Source organism: Gilliamella sp. B3892 (assembly GCF_026536305.1).
In the GTDB taxonomy this organism is placed as follows: Bacteria; Pseudomonadota; Gammaproteobacteria; order Enterobacterales; family Orbaceae; genus Gilliamella.
On record NZ_JAFNOK010000006.1, the window covers coordinates 119,753 to 140,932 of the forward strand.

The 21,180-nt window shown below is 37.0% G+C and carries 22 protein-coding genes; 13 read left to right on the plus strand and 9 right to left on the minus strand.

Features of this window, described 5'->3' with window-relative positions; all coding sequences use genetic code 11:
- Positions 1–8: 8 nt before the first annotated feature.
- Genes flgE through flgJ form a run of 6 tightly spaced genes read left to right on the plus strand, consistent with a single transcriptional unit; the run spans position 9 to position 5,651 of the window.
- The gene (flgE, locus tag J3U74_RS07880) at positions 9–1,220 is read left to right on the plus strand and encodes a flagellar hook protein FlgE (protein ID WP_267329341.1); all 1,212 of its coding nucleotides are present in this window, start codon (positions 9–11) and stop codon (positions 1,218–1,220) included.
- A 14-nt stretch (positions 1,221–1,234) separates the two neighbouring features.
- A complete protein-coding gene (locus J3U74_RS07885; RefSeq protein ID WP_220218358.1) occupies positions 1,235–1,990 on the plus strand; it encodes a flagellar basal body rod protein FlgF in 756 nt (251 codons plus the stop codon).
- A 16-nt stretch (positions 1,991–2,006) separates the two neighbouring features.
- The gene (flgG, locus tag J3U74_RS07890) at positions 2,007–2,789 is read left to right on the plus strand and encodes a flagellar basal-body rod protein FlgG (RefSeq protein WP_220218357.1); all 783 of its coding nucleotides are present in this window, start codon (positions 2,007–2,009) and stop codon (positions 2,787–2,789) included.
- A gap of 22 nt (positions 2,790–2,811) precedes the next feature.
- On the plus strand, positions 2,812–3,489 hold the full coding sequence (locus J3U74_RS07895) for a flagellar basal body L-ring protein FlgH (protein WP_255556166.1): 678 nt from the start codon (positions 2,812–2,814) through the stop codon (positions 3,487–3,489).
- Between the two features lie 11 nt (positions 3,490–3,500).
- A complete protein-coding gene (locus tag J3U74_RS07900) occupies positions 3,501–4,610 on the plus strand; it encodes a flagellar basal body P-ring protein FlgI (protein ID WP_324099758.1) in 1,110 nt (369 codons plus the stop codon).
- 15 nt (positions 4,611–4,625) lie between these two features.
- Positions 4,626–5,651: a flagellar assembly peptidoglycan hydrolase FlgJ gene (flgJ, locus tag J3U74_RS07905; protein WP_267329342.1), complete on the plus strand. Its 1,026-nt coding sequence runs from the start codon at positions 4,626–4,628 to the stop codon at positions 5,649–5,651.
- 87 nt (positions 5,652–5,738) lie between these two features.
- Here flgJ and flgL read toward each other — a convergent pair whose 3' ends face one another.
- The 8 genes from flgL to J3U74_RS07945 all read right to left on the minus strand — a co-directional run bounded on the left by flgL (position 5,739) and on the right by J3U74_RS07945 (position 13,180).
- Positions 5,739–6,695: a flagellar hook-associated protein FlgL gene (flgL, locus tag J3U74_RS07910; RefSeq protein WP_220218353.1), complete on the minus strand. Its 957-nt coding sequence runs from the start codon at positions 6,693–6,695 to the stop codon at positions 5,739–5,741.
- 15 nt (positions 6,696–6,710) lie between these two features.
- Complete coding sequence (flgK, locus tag J3U74_RS07915; protein ID WP_267329343.1) at positions 6,711–8,354, minus strand: flagellar hook-associated protein FlgK; 1,644 nt, start codon at positions 8,352–8,354, stop codon at positions 6,711–6,713.
- A gap of 159 nt (positions 8,355–8,513) precedes the next feature.
- A complete protein-coding gene (gene motB / locus J3U74_RS07920) occupies positions 8,514–9,398 on the minus strand; it encodes a flagellar motor protein MotB (RefSeq protein ID WP_220218351.1) in 885 nt (294 codons plus the stop codon).
- Positions 9,398–10,285 (minus strand): flagellar motor stator protein MotA, encoded by an 888-nt coding sequence (motA, locus tag J3U74_RS07925; RefSeq protein WP_220218350.1) that lies wholly within the window; start codon positions 10,283–10,285, stop codon positions 9,398–9,400. The genes motB and motA overlap by 1 nt, the downstream gene beginning before the upstream one ends.
- Before the next feature lie 57 nt (positions 10,286–10,342).
- Positions 10,343–10,948 carry a flagellar transcriptional regulator FlhC gene (gene flhC, locus J3U74_RS07930; RefSeq protein WP_220218349.1) on the minus strand — a complete coding sequence of 202 codons (606 nt, stop codon included), beginning with the start codon at positions 10,946–10,948 and terminating at the stop codon, positions 10,343–10,345.
- A gap of 12 nt (positions 10,949–10,960) precedes the next feature.
- A complete protein-coding gene (gene flhD / locus J3U74_RS07935) occupies positions 10,961–11,281 on the minus strand; it encodes a flagellar transcriptional regulator FlhD (protein WP_366915684.1) in 321 nt (106 codons plus the stop codon).
- A gap of 190 nt (positions 11,282–11,471) precedes the next feature.
- Positions 11,472–12,188 carry an RNA polymerase sigma factor FliA gene (locus J3U74_RS07940; protein ID WP_267329344.1) on the minus strand — a complete coding sequence of 239 codons (717 nt, stop codon included), beginning with the start codon at positions 12,186–12,188 and terminating at the stop codon, positions 11,472–11,474.
- 179 nt (positions 12,189–12,367) lie between these two features.
- Complete coding sequence (locus tag J3U74_RS07945; RefSeq protein ID WP_220218346.1) at positions 12,368–13,180, minus strand: flagellin; 813 nt, start codon at positions 13,178–13,180, stop codon at positions 12,368–12,370.
- Between the two features lie 325 nt (positions 13,181–13,505).
- Between J3U74_RS07945 and fliD the strand changes: the two genes are divergently transcribed.
- Genes fliD through J3U74_RS07960 form a run of 3 tightly spaced genes read left to right on the plus strand, consistent with a single transcriptional unit; the run spans position 13,506 to position 15,695 of the window.
- Positions 13,506–14,939 carry a flagellar filament capping protein FliD gene (fliD, locus tag J3U74_RS07950; RefSeq protein WP_267329345.1) on the plus strand — a complete coding sequence of 478 codons (1,434 nt, stop codon included), beginning with the start codon at positions 13,506–13,508 and terminating at the stop codon, positions 14,937–14,939.
- Between the two features lie 14 nt (positions 14,940–14,953).
- The gene (fliS, locus tag J3U74_RS07955) at positions 14,954–15,334 is read left to right on the plus strand and encodes a flagellar export chaperone FliS (protein ID WP_220218344.1); all 381 of its coding nucleotides are present in this window, start codon (positions 14,954–14,956) and stop codon (positions 15,332–15,334) included.
- Between the two features lie 13 nt (positions 15,335–15,347).
- Entirely contained in the window at positions 15,348–15,695 is a 348-nt protein-coding gene (locus J3U74_RS07960; RefSeq protein WP_220218343.1) for a hypothetical protein, read from the plus strand.
- Positions 15,696–15,848: 153 nt separating this feature from the next.
- Here the strand turns inward: J3U74_RS07960 and fliE are convergent, their stop codons facing one another.
- Positions 15,849–16,160 (minus strand): flagellar hook-basal body complex protein FliE, encoded by a 312-nt coding sequence (gene fliE / locus J3U74_RS07965; RefSeq protein ID WP_267329346.1) that lies wholly within the window; start codon positions 16,158–16,160, stop codon positions 15,849–15,851.
- Between the two features lie 178 nt (positions 16,161–16,338).
- On the opposite strand from fliE, the gene fliF reads away from it, so the two are divergent.
- Genes fliF through fliI form a run of 4 tightly spaced genes read left to right on the plus strand, consistent with a single transcriptional unit; the run spans position 16,339 to position 21,163 of the window.
- On the plus strand, positions 16,339–18,045 hold the full coding sequence (gene fliF / locus J3U74_RS07970; RefSeq protein WP_267329347.1) for a flagellar basal-body MS-ring/collar protein FliF: 1,707 nt from the start codon (positions 16,339–16,341) through the stop codon (positions 18,043–18,045).
- Complete coding sequence (gene fliG, locus J3U74_RS07975) at positions 18,042–19,043, plus strand: flagellar motor switch protein FliG (protein ID WP_366915682.1); 1,002 nt, start codon at positions 18,042–18,044, stop codon at positions 19,041–19,043. Before fliF ends, fliG begins: the two co-directional genes overlap by 4 nt.
- The gene (locus J3U74_RS07980; protein ID WP_267329348.1) at positions 19,036–19,800 is read left to right on the plus strand and encodes a flagellar assembly protein FliH; all 765 of its coding nucleotides are present in this window, start codon (positions 19,036–19,038) and stop codon (positions 19,798–19,800) included. Before fliG ends, J3U74_RS07980 begins: the two co-directional genes overlap by 8 nt.
- 22 nt (positions 19,801–19,822) lie before the next feature.
- Entirely contained in the window at positions 19,823–21,163 is a 1,341-nt protein-coding gene (fliI, locus tag J3U74_RS07985) for a flagellar protein export ATPase FliI (RefSeq protein WP_416379780.1), read from the plus strand.
- Positions 21,164–21,180: the final 17 nt, after the last annotated feature.

Here is a 21,180-nt window from a genome sequence, read left to right on the forward strand (position 1 = left end):
AAGTTCACATGGGATTTTCTCAGGCAATTAGTGGTATGAATGCTGCTTCAAAGCAATTAGATGTAATTGGTAATAATATTGCCAATTCGGCAACAGTCGGTTTTAAAAGCGCCAGTATCTCATTTGCTGATATCTATGCTGGCTCAAAAGTTGGTATGGGCGTAAAAGTTGCAGCTGTTGTGCAAAATTTCAATGACGGCACTACCACAGCGACCAATAACAGTTTAGATGTCGCTATTTCGGGTAATGGATTTTTCCGTTTGGTTGATAGCAGTGGTCAAGTTTACTATACCCGTAATGGGCAATTTCAATTAGATGCTGAAAGAAACATTATCTCTGCTGACGGTTTACAATTAACCGGTTACCTTGCCACCGGTACACCACCTAAAATTCAACAAGGTGCAACCCCAGCGCCTTTAAAAGTATCACAAGAGATGTTAAATGCTTCGGCAACGACTAAAGCTTCACTACAAACGAATTTAAATTCGAACAGTAAAGTTCCTGAAAAGCAGCCATTAAATGCACTTGATGCTGATACTTTCAATTACTCAACGACAATAACCACTTATGATTCATTAGGTAATCAACGTAATGTTCAGCTGTTTTATGTTAAAACGGCAGATAATCAATGGGATGTGCATTACCTTGATGGTAGTGATCCAACGGCGAGCTTGCAAAAATTAGGTCAAATGGAGTTTGACTCTACCGGTAAATTAATTAGCGATCCGGATATGACCATTAACCTAAACGGCCTTAATGGCTCTGCTGATAACAGTTTTACTTTGTCATTTACGAACAGCTCTCAGCAAAATATGGGTAAAGAAGTCGGTAGCATTAAAACCCCGGTTGTTGACGGATACGCCGCAGGTGATTTGGTCGGTTACAGTATCGCTAATGATGGTTCGCTCTTTGGTATTTATTCTAACCAACAAACCATGTTATTAGGTCAAATTGCTATGGCTGATTTTGCTAACGTTAATGGACTTGAGCCAGCAGGCAATAACAATTGGCGTGTAACACTTAATTCGGGTGCTGAAGTTTTAGGTATGGCAAACTCAGGTACGTTAGGTTCACTAATGAGTGGTGCTGTTGAATCGTCAAATGTGGATATGAGCCAAGAGCTGGTTAATATGATTGTTGCACAGCGTAATTATCAATCCAACTCACAAACCATAAAAACGCAAGATCAGATTCTCAACACACTAGTTAACTTGCGTTAATTGAAGGATTAATTATGGATCGCGTTATATATACAGCAATGACAGCTGCCAGCCAGACGCTTAATCAGCAGGCGATTACAACCAATAATCTTGCTAATGTGTCAACGGTTGGTTTTCGTGCTCAATTAGCGGCGATGAAGGCGGTGCCGATTGTGGAAAATGCATTGCCGACCAGAACTATGGTTACCACAACCACGCCAACTTTCGATTCGACTATGGGTGCATTTAACTATACCGGACGTAATTTAGATGTTGCACTTTCTCAAGACCATTGGTTGGCGGTGCAGTTGACTGACGGCAGTGAAGCTTATACCCGTAATGGGGCGATCGAAATTGACGAAAATGGCACGCTCAATATCCAAGGGTACCCATTACTGGGTGATAATGGCGTATTAACTGTGCCTCAACGTTCACAAGTTAGTGTAAGTTCTGACGGCACATTATCAGCATTAGGAGCAGGCGATAAACGTACCACCATTGCTCAGGTAGGCAAGATAAAAAAAGTTCGCCTTGAACCTAGTGAAATAATCCGTGGTGATGACGGTTTCTTTCATGCAACCGAACAAACACGTAATGCGCTTGGCGCTGTTTTGCCGGATAACCCCAATGCAAAACTGATGTCGGGTGTTTTAGAAGGTAGTAATGTCAATCCTGTTACTGCAATGGTGAATTTGATTAGCCATTCACGTCAATTTGAAATGCAAATTAAACAAATTATGACCGCTGATCAAAATGCACAAAGCGCTAATCAAATTTTATCGTTAACTTAATTAAGGAAGGAAAAAAATGATTAAATCATTATGGATAGCTAAAACCGGATTAACCGCTCAGCAAATGAATATGGATATTATTTCTAACAATCTAGCTAACGTTAGCACAGGTGGATTTAAACGGCAAAGAGCGGTCTTTGAAGATTTACTTTATCAAACGCTCCGTCAGCCGGGTGCTCAATCATCTGAGCAAACCACACTACCGTCAGGCTTACAAATTGGTACTGGTGTAAGACCTGTTGCTACCGAACGAATTCACAGTCAAGGTAACTTAGAGTTGACCGATAACAGTAGTGATATTGCAATTAATGGGCAGGGATTTTTTCAAGTTTTAATGCCCGACGGTACACAAGCCTATACTCGTAGCGGTGCGTTTCAAGTTAATCAAAATGGTCAATTAGTCACGGCTGCTGGTTACGAAATTCAACCGACAATCAATATTCCTTCTAATGCTATAAAAATGACCGTTGGGCGAGACGGTGTTGTGAGTGTAACTTTAGCTAATCAATCAACCCAAGTGCAAGTCGGGCAGTTAACTTTACACACTTTTATTAATGACACTGGACTTGAAAGTGTTGGCGAAAATCTTTATCTGGAAACGGAAAGTTCGGGGGCGCCGACTGAAAATACGCCTGGATTAAATGGTGCTGGGTTGTTATACCAAGGTTATATCGAAACATCAAATGTCAATGTGGCCGAAGAGTTGGTGAATATGATTCAAGTACAACGTGCTTATGAGATTAACAGCAAAGCGATTTCGGCATCAGACCAAATGTTGCAACGTTTAAATCAACTATAAAATGAAGAATATGATCAACGTAATGAAATATTTTTGTATTGTTGTGACATTTTTTTTATTTAGCTGTGCTCAGTTACCTAAAAAGCCGTTAGTTAAAGGCGAAACAAGTATTGTTCCTAAAATGCCAGAGATTGTGAATTCAACCGGTTCAATTTATCAGTCGGCGCAACCAAGCAGTTATGGTTATCAACCGATGTTTGAAGATCGCCGTCCTCGTCATATCGGTGATGTGTTAACGATCGTATTACAAGAAAATGTCAGTGCCAGCAAAAGTTCATCAATTAATGCCGGGCGCAATAGTTCGGTTGCTTTAGGTGTAAAAGCGATACCGCCATTTTTAGATGGACTAATTGGGCGTGGTAAAGTTGATACCGATCTATCCGGTGCTAATGATTTTAAAGGTTCAGGCGGTGCCAATGCGAAAAACACATTTAGTGGCACCATTACCGTTACGGTGCAAGATGTGATGATCAACGGTAATTTAAAAGTCATTGGTGAAAAACAGATAGCAATCAATCAAGGTACAGAGTTTATTCGCTTTTCCGGCGTAGTTAACCCAAGAACAATAAGTGGAAATAACACCGTAATTTCGACTCAAGTTGCCGATGCTCGTATTGAGTATGTAGGTAATGGTTATATTGACGAAGCCCAAACAATGGGCTGGTTACAGCGTCTGTTTTTTAATCTTTCACCATTTTAAAAGGTATCATTATGTTTAACAATTTGCGTATTTTTATCTCTATTGTTTTGATGATGCTATGTTTTGTACCTAACAGCTATGCTGAGCGCATACGGGATTTGGTTACTATTCAAGGTGTCAGAGAAAATGCCTTAGTCGGTTATGGTATTGTGGTCGGATTAGACGGCACTGGCGACCAAACTTCACAAACCCCTTTTACGATTCAAAGCATTACCAATATGCTCTCCCAGTTGGGCATCACTGTACCGTCTGGCAGTAATATGCAACTAAAAAACGTTGCTGCTGTAATGGTAACAGCGAAATTACCTTCCTACTCTCGAGTAGGGCAGCAAATTGATGTGGTGGTCTCATCACTTGGCAACGCCAAAAGTTTGCGTGGCGGGACATTAATTATGACGCCGCTAAAAGGGGCAGATAATCAGGTGTATGCTATTGCTCAAGGCAATCTCTTTGTTGGTGGAATGGGGGCGAGTAGTAAAAGTAGTAGTGTGAGTATCAATCAAATGGTTGGTGCGACAATTCCCAATGGCGCGACAATTGAACGAGAACTAGCAATTCGATTAGACGAGCAAAGTGTTATTCATTTGCACCTTAATCAATTTGATTTCACCCGAGCATTAAAAATCGCTGATGCCATAAACAAGGTTCAAAAAAACAGTGCTGTAGCTTTAGACGGCATAACAGTTAGCCTAACCATGCCAAAAGAGAATGCAGCCCGAGTAAAATTTTTATCTCGAGTTCAGAATTTAGAAGTTGGATCGACGCCGGTTTCGGCTAAAGTGGTTATCAATACTCGCACCGGTGTTGTTGTCATGAATCAAAAAGTACAGTTAGATAATTGCGCTGTGGCACATGGTAATTTATCTGTTGTGGTCAATAATAAATTAAAAGTAAGCCAACCCGACACACCATTAGCTGGCGGAGAAACGGTGGTAACACCGGATGATCAGGTCAGTGTTATGCAAGAAGGTGGCGCTTTACATAACGTTGCCTCAGGCACTGATTTAAATCGTGTCATTAATTCACTTAACCTTTTAGGTGCCAATCCGACCGAATTGATGTCGATACTTGAAGCATTAAAAACAGCAGGGTGTTTACATGCATCATTGGAAACTATTTAATCAAGAAACGATACAATGAAACATTTAATTAGTCAGCCTATCAACCGGTTTGCTTATGATTTTTCGGGACTTAATCAATTAAAACGAAATGCAGCGACCGGAGCAACAGATAGCGTTAAACAAGTTGCGCAGCAATTTGAATCACTATTCATTAATATGATGATGCAATCAATGCGTAAGGCGGTACCGGAAGGTGGTCTTTTTGATCGTTCTACCAGTCAGTTGTTTACCTCAATGTTTGATCAACAAATAGCGCAGCAAGCAGCAGGTAAAGGATTTGGTCTGGCTAATATTATTATTAAGCAATTAACCCAATCCCAACCAACTTCAGGGAACATAAAACCGCAGTTTAATGGCAATAATTCGCAGCCTAATTTGCAATTAGCCCAATCATTATTTAGTGACAACAAAGCAGCGGTATCTGCTCAAGCAATTGGGCAGATGCTCTATCATAACCACAAAGCAAATAGTGCTGCGAAAGCAACAACTAATGCGTTAGTTTTCAAAAATGAACAAACTAATAGTGAAAAAGATTACGTCACAGAGTTTATCATTGAGTGGCTAGAGCCAGCAAAACAGGCATCAAAGGCATCGGGTATTCCTTATGAAGTAATTATTGCACAAGCAGCATTAGAAACAGGTTGGGGTCAAAAACAGATCAAAACGACAGATAACAATGTGAGTCATAATTATTTTGGTATCAAAGCGACGACCTCATGGCAAGGGGAGTCTACCCGATTAACGACACAAGAGTTTGTGAACAATAAGATGATCAAAATTCAAGATGATTTTAAAGTTTACCAAAGTAAGCAACATGCTTTAACTGATTATCTTAATCTTTTAACCAAAAGCCCACGCTATCGTGCTGTAGCTATTGCTCCGGATGCGAGAGCGGCCGCTAAAGCGCTACAAGCGGCACAATATGCAACCGATCCTAATTATAGTGATAAGCTGATTCAAATTATTAGTCGAGTCGAACAAATAGCCAAAGATAACCCGTCTACTAATGTCGCAGGTTTTAGGCAAATTGCCTTTAATTAAACTATATAATTGGGGATAACCCAAAACATTTTTGCGGTCACAAAAAAGGAGGTGTAAGCCTCCTGAAAGTATTGTTAGATTAATCGATTATTTCATTTGAAATAGTGACATGTTTTGCATGTTCATAAAAGTATATTGCGCTGCTTGTAAATTCGCTTGTAGCATGACATAGTCTGAAATAGCATCATACCAGTCAACATCTTCAATTTCGCTAATTTGTGTTTGAAAATCAATATCGAGGGTTTTACCGAGTGCTGATAACCTTTCAACTTCAGCTAAAACCGTACCGCCTGCGGCACGAAGGGTTGATATGTTATCAAACGAATTATCGATACCGGCACTTGCTTTTGATAACCCGTCTCTGAATTGTTCAATGGCCTTTTCATCATTACCGTCTAACTCGATATTAAGTGCGGCAATGGCATAATCAAGACTAGCAAAAATATCGCTTTCAGCAGGTGTGCCGTCTGGCTGAGTAATGTTTGCGCCTGTCATAAAGGCTTGTAATCCGGTAAAGCTCAGTGATACTTCACGGGTATCATCAATAAAAATATTAATTGGCGTTGTGCCACCGACATAGTTAACTTTGCCTGATTCATCAACCACAAATGGTGGCGTATCGTTTTTATTTCCGGCAAATAGATAATTGCCATTGGTATCTTTTGCATTCGCTAAGGAAAGCAATTGATCTTTAAGTCCTTGTAACTTATTTGCTAAATCTTGTCGGTTTTCATCGTTTAGTGTTTCGTTACCGGCATAAACTAATGTTTCTTGAATTGATTGGATAACCGTGTTGGCTTCTTTCAATATGGTGTCTTGACGACTTAATGATTTATCAGCACTTTCACGAGCAGCTTGAAACTGATCATTTCTTGATTGTGCTTGTTTAAGTATCAATGCTTGCGAAGCGCCCATAGGGTCATCAGAAGGGGATAAAATCTTTTTGCCCGTTGCTAAATGTAAGCCCGATTTTTGCCATTTATTGTTGGTATTTAAAATACTATTTAGATTTTTTTGATACATTGAATTAGTGCTGAGGCGCATTTTTAAATCCTTTCATTATTTGGCTAAACCTAATATCGTGTCGAATATTGTTGTTGCAGCATCAATCACTTTAGCATTAGCTTGGTAATACTGCATATATACCTGCATAGAGATATATTCTTCTTCAATATTAACCCCGGATATTGATTGGTTTTGTTCGTAAATTTGTTGCGTAATATTTTGGCTCGATTGTGCCGAAATTTTTGCTGTATGCGTTTCACTACCAATGTAACTGACTAATGAAGTATAAGCGCTATTTAACGTTTTTGTACCGTTAATTAATTTTTCATTTTGTATTTCTAAAAATTTAGCTACATTACGGTTATCCCCTGAACCATTTTCATCATCAGCAATACCTGTAGCTAATTTATTCACATCTTTAACTAATAACTGTAATGAAGACGCTATGTCGGCAACGGGTTTAAGCATAAATGAATCGCCGCTAACAGCATTACCGGTTATTTCAATCGATAATCCATCAAAGATTAATTTGCCTTCTTCAAGTTGCGGTGTGATTTGCGTGTTGTCTGATAATCTGGTTACTACCCAATCGGAACCGTTATATTCAATCTTATAATCTGACGCTTTTACATCATTAACCGATTGATAATCGATGTTAACTGAGGCATTGCCTTGATTTTTGGTGTTAGCTATCGAACTTGGTTTCTGGTAGTCCAACAGTTTTTCACCTTGGTCACCATTGATATCGACACCTGACATCTGTACTTGATTAAAACGTTCCGCCAAATTTAATGCAATCAATCCTAATTGATTGCGAGATTCGGAGAGTGGTCCATCACGAAAAGCTAATAATCCATTAATTCTGCCTGATGCGATATTTTGACTGGTCAGTTCTTGAGTCGCACCAGAATTATGCGTGTAAACAATTGCATTCAAAGACGGGTCATCTTTAGACGGTTGCACTGATAAGGTGTTAACCGTTGATCCTTGTACTAAATTTAACCCGTTCGCTAATGAAATGTTATATTGTCCGTTTTGTTCTGTAACATTGATACCAACAATTTCACTTAATTCGTTGACAAGCTGATCACGTTCATCAAGCAAGGCATTGGGTTCGTTCCCGCCACTGACTGCTTGAAGCTTTGATATTTTTTGATTAAGTTCAGCAATTTGTTTGGTGTAAGCGTTGATTTGATCAACATTATTACTTAATTCAGTATTAATATTGGCGATCTGATTTTTCAAGCTCATTTCAGTTTTATTAAACTGGCTAACTAATGAAGTCAGATTGCTTATCACAGTTTGTTTGGATGATGCATCACCGGCATTGGTGGTGAGTTTATTTAAACTGGCAAATAAATTATTAAGTTGGGATGAAATACTGTTATCGTTTTCTGCCAATAAATTATCCACTTTCGACAATTCATTGTAATAAGCCTTAATCGATCCATTTTGTGATTGAGATTGCCTAAGCTGACCCACAACAAACTGATTAAAAGCTCGATTAACCGAATTAACCGACACACCATTTCCGACAAAACCAAAATTATATTTAGAGCTATTTGCTTGCTGTAAAATTTGTTGTTGACGATTATAACCAGTGGTATGCGCATTACTTATATTATTGCTAATAACATTAAGCATATTTTGTGCTGCATTTAATCCACTAATACCGGTATTCATCAATGAATTTGACATAAAAGCTCCTAAATAAATTTTCAGTTTATAATCTTATTATTAAACTAAAGTGTTATTTTCTATATCGGCTGAAATTGCTAAAACTTTAATTATTTTTTTATAAAATCTTTCTAGAAATGGTATTTCTATTAATCACCAACTTTACTTATTTTTGCTAAATTATTCTGATTGAACAGGTTGTTGTGCTTGTTTTAAAAAATCGAAGCCAGTCATATTGTTTTCATCTTCAATATATTGTTGTGCGGCTTTATTTAAAATTAAAATACTAATTCGACGGTTGGCATCTTTGCTGTAGTTTGGCTTATTTAAACCGACGGTATCGGCCAGTCCAATAATGCGTATAATTTTATTCGAATCTAACCCTCCGGCAATAAGCTCTCTTCTTGATGCATTGGCTCTGTCTGCTGATAACTCCCAGTTGCTATAACCACGATCACCTGTAATATATTGGCGTTCATCGGTATGACCTGACAGGGTAATTTTATTGGGTAGTGAGTTTATAATTGGTGCTAATGCATGTAAGATTTCTTGCATATTGGGGTGGATAACTGCACTGCCTACATCAAACATTGGTTTATCATTTGACGCTAAAATCTGAATCCTTAAGCCCATTTCGGTTATTTCGACAATTAAGTTAGCAGATAAATTTTTTAGCCTTGGATCTAATTCAAAGACTTCGTATATTTTACGAGCAGCCTCGATTAACTGTATTTTTTCGAGTTGTTTTGCACTTAAATCGGCATCAGGCGTCTTTTTTTCTTCGCCTAATGTTTTAGTAATATCATCGCCGCCACCAGGAATCGGGCTTTCACTGTCACTGAGATTTTTTCCGCCGTTTTGACCTAAAATAAGTGGTGTTCTGAAATATTCGGCAATACCTTGTAATTCTTGTGGCGTAGATTTAGCAATTAACCACATCACTAAAAATAGCGCCATCATGGCTGTCATAAAGTCAGCATAAGCGATTTTCCATGAACCGCCGTGATGTCCTCCCCCATGTCCCGATTTTTTAGCGATAATTATTCTTACTGACTTATCTTTCATTATTCTTTACTTTCTGTTTGGTTAGTATTTTGATCTTTCACTTCTTGAATATATTTTTCTAACTCAAAGAAAGATGGGCGTTCATGTGAGAAAATGGTTTTGCGACCAAATTCGATACATATTTGCGGGGCATAATCGTGCATGCTGGCAATCAGTATCACTTTTGTACACTCTAATATTTTTAAATTATCAGCATTTTTTTGTTTTAATAGCGCAGCTAATGGTGATACAAACCCATAAGCAAGCAATATTCCTAAAAATGTTCCAACCATTGCATGAGCAATGAGCTCACCTAATTCACTAGCCGGTCTATCCGCTTGGGCTAACGTATTAATTACCCCCATGACAGCGGCAACAATACCAAAGGCTGGCAATCCATCACCGACGCTTGAAATGGCATCGACCGGTTTTTCCAGCTCATGTTGATAAGTTTCGATCTCTTCATTCATTAATGCTTCGATTTCGTACACTTCCATATTACCGCTAATCATTAAACGTAAATAATCAGTGATAAAATCGCAGATCTGTGGATTGGCTAAAATTAGTGGGTATTTTTTAAATAACTCACTCTCTTTTGGATTATCTATATCGGCTTCAATGGATAAACCGCCATTTTGGCGGATTTTCGTTAAAACGGTGTACATTAAATTAATTAATGTTAAATAAAGCGTTTTATTATATTTGGAGGTTTTAAATAATTGCCCTAACGACTTGAGCGTAGCTTTTATTGCTTTTTTTTCATTACTGACAATAAATGCCCCTACAGCAGTTCCACCAATGATAAGAAATTCTAATGGTTGAAAAAGTACTGCTAAATACCCTCCACTTAGCACATAGCCCGCTAAGGCCGAAGCTATAACCACAATATATCCTATAATTATTAGCATTATTTTTCCTTTTTCTCCATTAGACAGTCGTTAATAAGTTTGATTTTTTTTATTGATTTAAACGGTTATATATTTTGCAATCGCTGAATCAAAACTCTTAGGTACTGATAGCACTTGCAGGCATTTGGCATGGTTATCTTTGTGAGTTTTGTTGTTCTTTTCTGCTCTTGAAGGTGGTTGACATAAACTACAAATAAACGTGTTACTCGGCTGGTAAGCATGAGTAATAAATCGACCTTTGCACTCTTTACAACATGATTGTTGCATAACATTGCTTTCAACAAATTTGACTAAAATCCAAGCTCTGGTCAACCCTAAAACAGGCTCTTCATCATGAGATGAAGGACATTGTTCTAAGTAAAGTTGATAGGCTTTTAAAATTGATTGAATACCCGGCTTGCAACCATGTTTTACTAAAAAGTGATAAGCATTATAAAAAATGCTTGAATGAATATTCGGTTCCCAAGTCATAAACCATGTAGTTGAAAAAGGTAATAATCCCTTAGGCGGGGGGCATCCTTGAATTTCTTTGTATAATTTAATCAGTTTTCCACGGCTTAAATTTGTTTCACTTTCTAACATTTGAATTCTGGCGCCAAGCGAAATTAAACGAATAGCTAACTGAACTTCTTTGTATTTTTGAACAATACTTGTGCTGCTCATCTTAATCCCTACCTATTTATTGATTGAGTCTAAGAGTAAGCTCGATAAAAGAATTCCGGTATGCATCTGTTTAATATCACCAACACGAGACTCTTGTGTTAATGTTTCCATCATTTCAGAATTTTCGAAGCGTAGCTGAAAAGCCAATTGATTTGTTTCTGATAAAACCAGCATTTGTGACGCACTTAAATTACTTAAAATGTCTGCTGTTTTTTCATCTATTCCTAATCGATACATTGCCATTATTTTATCTTTTTCAAGCATTCGCTGACTTAACAACAGTGTTGAAAGATTTAAATGATGTATACATTTAAGAATATCGTCATCTAGTATGTTTCCCAATTTAATCACCAATCCATATCTGCTTGCGTTCGCAGTAAAAAACGCAAAATTAATAAAAAAACGCTTAATTTCTTTTTTTATCGTCAAAATTACATTTTTAAACGCAAAACGTCAATAAAAAAATGATTTCAATTTATTTTCGATTAATTTCGCTTGGTATTACTTTTTTTATGCTTATTTTTTATATACTGACTTTACTTTGTATTCTTTTTATTGCCTGACTATGCAATTGACTCACCCTTGATTCACTAATATCGAGCACTTTACCTATCTCTTTTAAATTTAGTTCTTCTTGGTAATAAAGTGCTAAAACCATTTTTTCCTTTTCGGGTAAGTTTTCAATTTGTTGAATAACAATATGGCGAATTTCATCACCTATAATAGATAAAAAAGGGTTATTATCTTCATTTTGCTCAATAATAAAATCGACGTTATCGCCTAATTTTTTTTGAATTTCATCATACGAGCATATTTGACTATAATTTGAATCTAATAATATTTTTCGGTATTCGGTTAAAGATAGCTGTAAATATTCGGCAATTTGTTGATCATTAGGTGCAACACCTAGGCGCTGTTCTAATTCATTTATTGCACTTGTCACATCTTTAATTTTTTTTCGAGTTTGTCTTGGTAACCAGTCTCGGTTACGTAACTCATCAAGCATAGCCCCTTTTATTCTTGGGATTGCAAAAGTGGTAAAGGTATTGCCTTGTGAGGCATCATAACGTTTTATCGTGTCTAACAAACCGATATAACCAACTTGTAACAAATCATCAAGCTCTATTGTTGCCGGTAATCGAACCGCTAATTTAAGTGCTTCATTTCGGACTAAATAGATATATTGTTGCCAATCAATTTGATTCACTACACCTTGTGAGTTATACAGGCAATCACTCATATTTTGAACCAATGTTAAAAAATGCAAAATAGTATTATGACGACAATTAGATTATTTAATGGCAAGAATAAGATATTAAAAAATAGGTAATTACCATAATTAGCAATAATGATATTAAGAAATATCATTATTGCTAAGGTACAAAATTAGAGTGGGCAATTAATTCTAATGATGTGTGATTATTGTAATAAAGAAAGTACAGATTGTGGTACTTGGTTAGCTTGTGCTAAAACAGATGTACCAGCTTGTTGTAAAATTTGACCACGAGTCATATTTGATACTTCAGTTGCGTAGTCAGCATCTTCAATTCGGCTACGAGCAGAACTTAAGTTATTAACGGTATTGTTGATGTTGTTAACCGTTGATTCAAAACGGTTTTGTACCGCACCTAGCTCACCACGTAATCCGTCAATTTTTGATAAAGCTGCATCAAGTGTTTTTAAAGGATCAGCTGTTGGGCTTGAAGAAACGTTGAATGAAGCCAGACCAAGTTCAGTACTGTCGATTTTTTTCAAATTGATTTCAATAGTTTCGCCGTCATTTGCACCTACTTGAATTTTAAGTGTTTTATCTGCTGATAATACTTTAGAACCATTGAAATCAGTTTGTTTAGATACACGGTCAATCTCTTCTAAACGTTGATCGATTTCGTTTTGGATTGACTCTAAATCGCTTTGAGAGTTAGTACCGTTTGCTGCTTGAACAGTTAGTTCACGGATACGTTGAACGTTGTTGTTAATTTCGTTTAATGCACCTTCAGTTGTTTGCGCTAAAGAGATACCGTCGTTAGCATTACGAGCTGCTTGAGTTAATCCTTTGATGTTTGAAGAAAAACGGTTAGCAATAGCTTGACCAGCCGCATCATCTTTAGCACTGTTAATACGCATGCCTGAAGAAAGACGCTCAATAGCTGTACCAAGAACGCTTTGAGAATTATTAAGATTATTTTTTGCCATTAAAGACATAGTATTAGTATTAATTACTTGAGCCATTTTTATCTCCTTAAATATGATTAGTAAAATCAACGATATATTGAAATAATCTTCAATATCCTTGCTGATAGTTAATGTATCGGTAGTAAAAAAAGAAACTTTAATTTTTTTAATTATTAAGTTGTCGAAGTGAGCAAGTTAATTAGAATGTTCGATTTATATGTTGATATTAATCATTGTGTTATGATTGGTTTTCTGATTTTATTTAATTAAAAATAGTAATGTCCTTATGTGCCTGTAATAAAGATCATTGTAAATCGTTAAACTTTTTGCTCAATTGGCCGATATACAAAATATTGAATAAAGACAAAAGGTGGGTTTAGTTATGTCAATGAGTATTTTGGGAATAGGTTCAGGCATTGACCTTAATGAAGTTTTAAATCAGTTAGAAGCAGTTGAAAAAGCACGTTTAACCCCTATTGCTGCTCAACAAAAGGCGATTAATGCCAAAATTAGTGGTTTTGGTAAATTAAAAAGTGCATTAACAACTTTTAATACTGCCACTCAAAAGCTTCAAAATAAAGAACTCTTTAATAGCCGAACAGCAACCGGTAATGACAATTTCTTTACCACTAATGTAAATAGCAAAGCTATCTTAGGCAACTATGCAGTTAGTGTTGACCAATTAGCCACCGCTCATAGTGTGTCAACAACGGCAGTTAATGATAAAAATAGTGCTTTAGGTAACGGCAATCAAACACGAACAGTTACCATTGAACAAGCAAATGGCAAAAGCCTAAGTGTTACTTTAAATAATGATGAAACATCGCTTGAGTCAATTGCTAATGCCATTAATCAAGCCAAAGTAACTAATGAGGACGGTAGCCAAAGTGACTCAACGATGAATGCTTCAGTGGTACGTTCGGGAACAGGTAGCTATCAATTGGTTATTACCTCAAAAGAGACAGGTGAACAGCAGACAATTACCTCGATTTCATCCGATGATGAAGTATTAAATAATACTATTGGATTTGACATTAATCAGCCTGAAGCGTCAAGCATGACACAAGTTGCAAAGGCGCAAGATGCGAAATTTACCTTTAATGGTGTTGCTATTACCAGTGCTTCAAATACGGTTAAAGAAGTTGTTGCTGGTGTGGATATCACGTTAAAGGCGACCACAACAACCAGTCAAACGTTAGCTATCACCGCCGATAATGAAAAAGCGCAAGAGGCAATTAAACAATGGGTTGAGGCATTTAACCAATTACAATCCACCATTTCAACTTTGACGCAGTTTACTGCTAAAGACGGAAATTCAAGCGAATTAAACAATACAAATGGCCCACTTATTGGTGACTCGACATTGCGTAATATTGATCAAAGTATCCGCTCAATATTTGCAAAAGGACAATCGGGTGAATTTTCTGTTTTAGCTCAAATTGGCATTAATATGGATAATAGTGGCACTTTAACCATTAATCAAAATCAACTACAAAAAGTACTCAATGAAAATAGTGATGCAGTGGCGGGCTTATTTATTGGTGATGGTGAAACAACCGGTATTGCCAATGAAGTTTTCGCTAAAGTAAGTAGTTTTATTGATAGTGATGGGATGATTGATTCTGCCACTAATGGTTTAAATTCAACATTAAAATCATTGGATAAACGCTATGAACAGGTCAATAATTCAATAGAACAAACAGTTGAGCGTTATCGAGTTCAATTTACAAAATTAGATGTATTAATCAGCTCTTTAGATAGCATGAGTAACTATTTGACCACACAATTTGAAATGATGGCAAATTTGAAAAAATAAAGTAAGGAATAAAGATGTATAAAGTTGGCTCTCAAGCATATCAGCAAGTTAATTTAGAAACCTGTGTTAGTCAAGCCTCACCTCATCAACTAATCGTTTTATTATTTGATGGGGCACTTAATGCCATAAAGTTAGCTAACTTATATATCCAAAAAGGCGACATTGCCGGTAAAGGTAAAGCGATATCCAAAGCGATTAATATTGTCGATAATGGTCTTAAAAGCGCTTTAGATCTTGAACAAGGTGGTGAAATTGCCGAAAACTTAGATCGTTTATATCACTATATCAGTCAACAATTAGTTTTAGCCAATCTACATAATAGCCAAGATAAGCTACAAACTTGTTATGATTTGTTAAACAACATTGCTGATGCTTGGCGTGAGATTGCAAAATAAAAAGGAATTTATTGTGAACACTACTGCATTATTAGAAAAATATGAACAGTTTAATTATGTTATTGAACAGATGTTAATTAATGCGCGTAATAATGATTGGGAATTATTATTAAGTTGGCAACCAAAATATGTTCAACTAGCCAAACGTATTATGTTCAACGAAGATTTAACTGAAATTGATAAAATACCGCAACAACATCAAGATATGGTGAAAATGTACGTTAAAAATATATTTAGCTATCAACAACAATTAACCCAACTGGTTATCACTCGCCATACTCAGCTCAAAGAGTTGATTGGCGAACAGGTTGATTATCAAAATAAAATAAGTCGTTATCAAGAAATTGCCAGCTTAATGTAAGTCGGGCAATAGCGTTGATAAAATCCTACTACTAAACTGTTGAGGCTGATTTTTGCTTATTAGCTGCTGCGATTAGCAATAAATTGGCTTTTACATCAAATCAGCAAATACCTAAAAAACAAAAAGTTAATTATTGATAATAAACATCAATAATTAAACATTCATATTCATTATCTCTTGATATGCCGAAACCAGTTTATTACGAACTTGAATACCAAATTGTAACGATACTGAGGATTTTTGGAGATTGACCATAACTTCATTCAATGAAATATTGGGCTCTCCCATTTCAAAAGCTTTGGCTTGATTATTTGCCAAAATTTGTGCATCACTAATTTTGTTTAACGCTAAATTTAAATGCGCAGCAAAACTTTGATTATCTGACAAAGGTTGTTTCGAGAAGGTATTGGTTGCTGGTGATAATGCTATTAGCTGAGGATGATTAAATGTATTGATTGTATTCATTGATAGGCAAAGTACTTTTGTTGAGCTTAATTGACGTGGTAATGAAATTATCATATTGCTAAAAATTTAAAAGGGATAACTAAGGGGAAAAGGGTCGGCTTTTTTAGCTATTGAATTTTCTAAATAGACTGATAATAGAGCATAGAATTAATCTGATCAGTTTAGAATTAGGATATTTATGGATAGCCAGACTGTTGGTAATAAAGGCAAGTCTTTATTTAATAAGTTACCTTTTATCAATCAATTCAAACAAAATCGTAAAATGCTATTGCTTATCATTGGGGTAGTGATAGTGGCAATAAGTAGTATCGCCTATTTATGGCTTAAAGATGATGATTATGGGGTTTTGTTTAGCAATCTAAATGATAAAGATGGCGGTGAAATCATTAGCCAACTTGATAAAATGAATATCCCTTATCAATTTTCATCATCTGGCTCAACCATATTAATACCTGAAGATAAAATTTATCAGACCCGTTTACGTATTGCACAGCAAGGGCTGCCAAAAGGTGGGGCAGTTGGATTTGAATTGCTCGACAAAGAAAGTTTTGGCATGAGCCAATTTAATGAGCAGATTAATTATCAACGAGCGTTAGAAGGCGAGCTATCAAGAACGATTTCAATTATCAGCAGTGTTGATGATGCTAGAGTTCATTTAGCTATGCCTAAACCTTCATTATTTGTCAGAGAACGAAAATTCCCGTCAGCATCGGTTGCTCTCACTTTATTACCCGGACGAAGTTTATCACAAGGTCAAATTGATGCCATTATTCATTTAATTTCAAGTAGTGTACCTGAATTACAAGCGGATAAAGTCACGATTATTGATCAGCGTGGTCATTTATTAACGGGTGAAAAATATCGTGACAGTAATGTTAATGTTGCACAGTTGGAATTTAGTGAACGAATCGAAACCGGCATTCGTGAGCGGGTAGAAAAGATTATTATTCCTATCTTAGGTAAATCAAATGTCATGGTACAGGTTAATGCGGAAGTCGATTTTAGTCGTCAAGAATCCACATCAGAAACCTTTGACCCTAATAGTGATATGGCTAATCAAACTGTTCGCAGTAAGCAACAAGTAGAAAATCGGCAATTAGCTGCTAACAGTGGTATTGGTGGTGTGCCGGGTGCTTTATCTAATCAGCCGGTACCTAATTCAAGCGCCCCTATTGATGAACAAAGTGATAAAGAAGATAAAAACAATAAACAACAAAACTACAATTTACAAACCAATAATACATTGAACTTTGAAGTTAATCGTCAAGTTGTTCACAGCAAAATACCGGAAGGACGCATTAAACGTTTATCGGTTGCTGTTTTGGTCAATTATAAGTTTGTCAATACAGAGCAAATTGAAAAAACGGATGACAAGCAAGATGACAGCGCAAAAGAAGCGACAGAGCAGTGGGTAAAGCTGGATAAAGATGAACTTGCCAATATAGAAGCATTAGCTCGTCAAGCTATGGGCTTTTCTGATCTACGAGGCGATAGTCTGACCGTGGCCAATCTGAAATTTACCGATCAGGTTGATGATGATAATCAAACCTTTGCTTTTTTAAATTCGTCTGAATTTTATGATTTGCTCAAAATGGGCATTAAATATCTGATTTATATTTTAATTGCATGGTTTGCGTGGAAGAAAATGTTACGTTCATTATGGATAAAATTACAGCGACAGTTATTGCATTCGACTAATCAATCTTCTGATGCTTCATCAAGTGGAGAAGAGAAATTAGATTACAAAGCACACAGTAAACAACAACAGAAAATCTTTGAAGATAACATGCAGCAGCAACAATATATTCGTAAGATTGTCGAGAAAGATCCTCGTGTAATGGCGTTAATTATACGTGGTTGGTTAAATAATGAGGGCTCCGAATAATGACCTTAAGTCAATCCCAAAAAGCAGCGACAGTTTTAATGGTGTTGGGTGAGGATCTTGCCTCTCAGGTTATGCAGTACCTCAGCCCAAAAGAAGTACAACAAATTAGTAGCGCAATGATGTCTTTGCCTCAATTTTCGCAAGATCAATTAAAAGGCATACTTAATGAGTGCCAAGTCACACTTGAAGAGTGTGCGGTATTAAATACCGATACCAACGGCTATTTGCGTTCAATACTCGAAAAATCGATTGGTAGTGAAAAAGCCGGCCGATTACTTGATGAATTGTTGAAAACAGACCGTGAGGAAGCAACAGACGGGCTTGAAATGCTTAATTTTGTTGATGCAGCACGGGCAGTTGATTTGGTGAAAAAAGAGCACCCACAAATTATTGCAACCATATTAGTTCATCTCAATCGTGATTTAGCCGCTGAAATATTAAATCTATTTGATGATGAGTTGCGTAATGATGTGATGTTACGTATCGCAACCTTTGGTGGTGTTGAACCTTCAGCATTACAAGTCCTGTCTACTTCGTTATCAACCTTACTACACGGACAAAATATTAAATTGAACAATCTTGGTGGTATCCGCACTGCGGCTGAAATCATTAACTTGATGAAATCACAGCAAGAAGAACTGGTTATCAACGCATTGCGTGATTATGACGGTGAGCTTGCACAGAAAATTATTGATGAAATGTTCTTATTTGAAAATCTGGTTGAAGTTGATGATAGAAGTATCCAACGTTTACTCAAAGAAGTTGATAACGAGACATTAATTATTGCATTAAAAGGCGCATCACTCTCATTACGTGAAAAATTATTAAGTAATATGTCGCAACGTGCTGCATCTATCTTGCGTGAAGATTTAGAAAATCGACCGCCTGTTAGATTGTCACAAGTTGAAACTGAACAGAAGAAAATTTTGGTTATTGCACGTAGGTTAGCTGAAACCGGTGAAATGATCTTAAGTAGTGGTGATGATGAATATGTCTAATCATTCAAATGCGATAAGTTGGCAACCGCTAAATTTTCAAGATTTATCCGCATCGGAATTATCACAATTAACAAAACCAATACACGAGTTAGACATTGTCGAATTGGACTCGGTTGCAGAAGTTGAAGCTGAGCCGGCTGTTATGCAAGTCGATCCGCTGGAAATTGAGCGAGAGTTGGAAAATATTCGACAGCAAACCAAAGAACAAGCTTATCAAGAAGGATTTAATTTAGGCAAACAAGAGGGGATTAACGTTGGTCATCAAGCCGGTTATGAGCAAGGTTATCAACTTGGTCAACAAGAAGGGCGAGCCCAAATTGAGGAGCAGCTTAATGATGAAAAACTAAATGCTGTTAAATCAATTAGTAATTTAGTAACCAATTTTCAGCGAGCTATCGATGATATTGATGCACTAATCGTACCTAAATTATTTGATTTGGCCTTAGTTGCTGCCGAAAAAACAGTTGGCTCTATCACCAAAGTACGGCAAAAACAATTAATGCAGACAATTAAAGCGCTAGTTCAAGAGTGTTCAATGTTATCCAAACCGCTATCATTGCATCTTAATCCGAGTGATTTGCAATGGCTAGAGCCACTGCTGAATGAACAAATTAACCAAAATGAATGGCAAATTGTTCCAGATGCCAGCATTGAGCCGGGCGGGTGCAAGGTATTTACTGATACCAATGAAATTGATGCATGTATTGCCGAACAATGGCGAATAATGTCTGAATGTATACATGGGGATAAGCAATAGCGTGGCGTTTGGTTCTCAATGGATGACTAAGATTGATCGGGCAACAACGCAACTGCAATCTTTATCTTTGATTCGGCAATATGGGCGATTAGTTAAAGCATCCGGATTAGTCTTAGAAGCAGTCGGATTAAAACTACCGTTAGGCTCAAACTGCTTTGTAGAGCGACAAACGCATGGAAAAATTGAAGCGGTTGAGTGTGAGGTTGTTGGTTTCAATGAGCAAACACTATATTTAATGCCATTTGAATCAACTGACGGTATTTTGCTTGGTGCCAGAGTATATACCTCCCAATACGATTTAGCCCATTTTAGTCATAAAGTTTTGCCAATTGGTATGGGCTTATTAGGGCGAGTGGTTGATGCAATGGGTAAACCACTTGACGGAAAACCGTTGCCAGAACATATCGAATATGAAGGATTAGCCAGTAAATCACTCAATCCACTACAGCGCACGCCTATTAGTCAGGTGTTAGATGTTGGCATTAGAGCTATTAATGCTTTACTCACAGTTGGTCAAGGACAACGGATGGGATTATTTGCCGGTTCCGGTGTGGGTAAAAGTGTATTACTGGGCATGATGGCTCGTTATACAAAAGCCGATATTATTGTTGTAGGATTAATTGGTGAACGTGGACGAGAAGTTAAAGATTTTATTGAAAATATCCTTGGTGAAGAAGGACTTACCCGATCAGTTGTGGTCGCCGCTCCTGCTGATGTTTCGCCTTTACTGCGCTTACAAGGTGCAACCTACGCCACCAAAATTGCCGAAAACTTTCGAGAACAAGGATTCAATGTGTTACTCATCATGGATTCTTTAACCCGTTATGCCATGGCGCAACGAGAAATCGCTTTGGCAATTGGTGAACCGCCTGCAACTAAAGGGTATCCACCGTCCGTCTTTGCCAAACTACCGGCCTTAGTTGAGCGAGCGGGTAATGATGCGCAAGGTAAAGGTGCAATTACCGCTTTTTATACGGTATTAACAGAAGGCGATGATCAGCAAGACCCAATTGCCGATTCGGCAAGAGCAATTTTAGATGGTCATATTGTATTGTCACGCCAGCTTGCAGAATCAGGGCATTACCCTGCTATTGACATAGAAGCGTCGATCAGCCGTGTAATGACCGATTTGACTGCACCGGAAGATGAACGAAAATCACGTTTATTTAAACAACTTTTTTCCAGCTTTCAGCGTAATCGTGATTTGATTAATGTAGGGGCTTATGTATCGGGCACCGATCGATTATTAGATCAAGCGATCAAGTTGTTTCCGGCGATGCAGCATTTTTTACAACAAGGGATTGATGAGCATTGTAGTTATCAAGAAGCTTATCAGCAGTTGTTAAGTATAGTTGGTTCTTAAGTTGTCAGTTAGGAAAT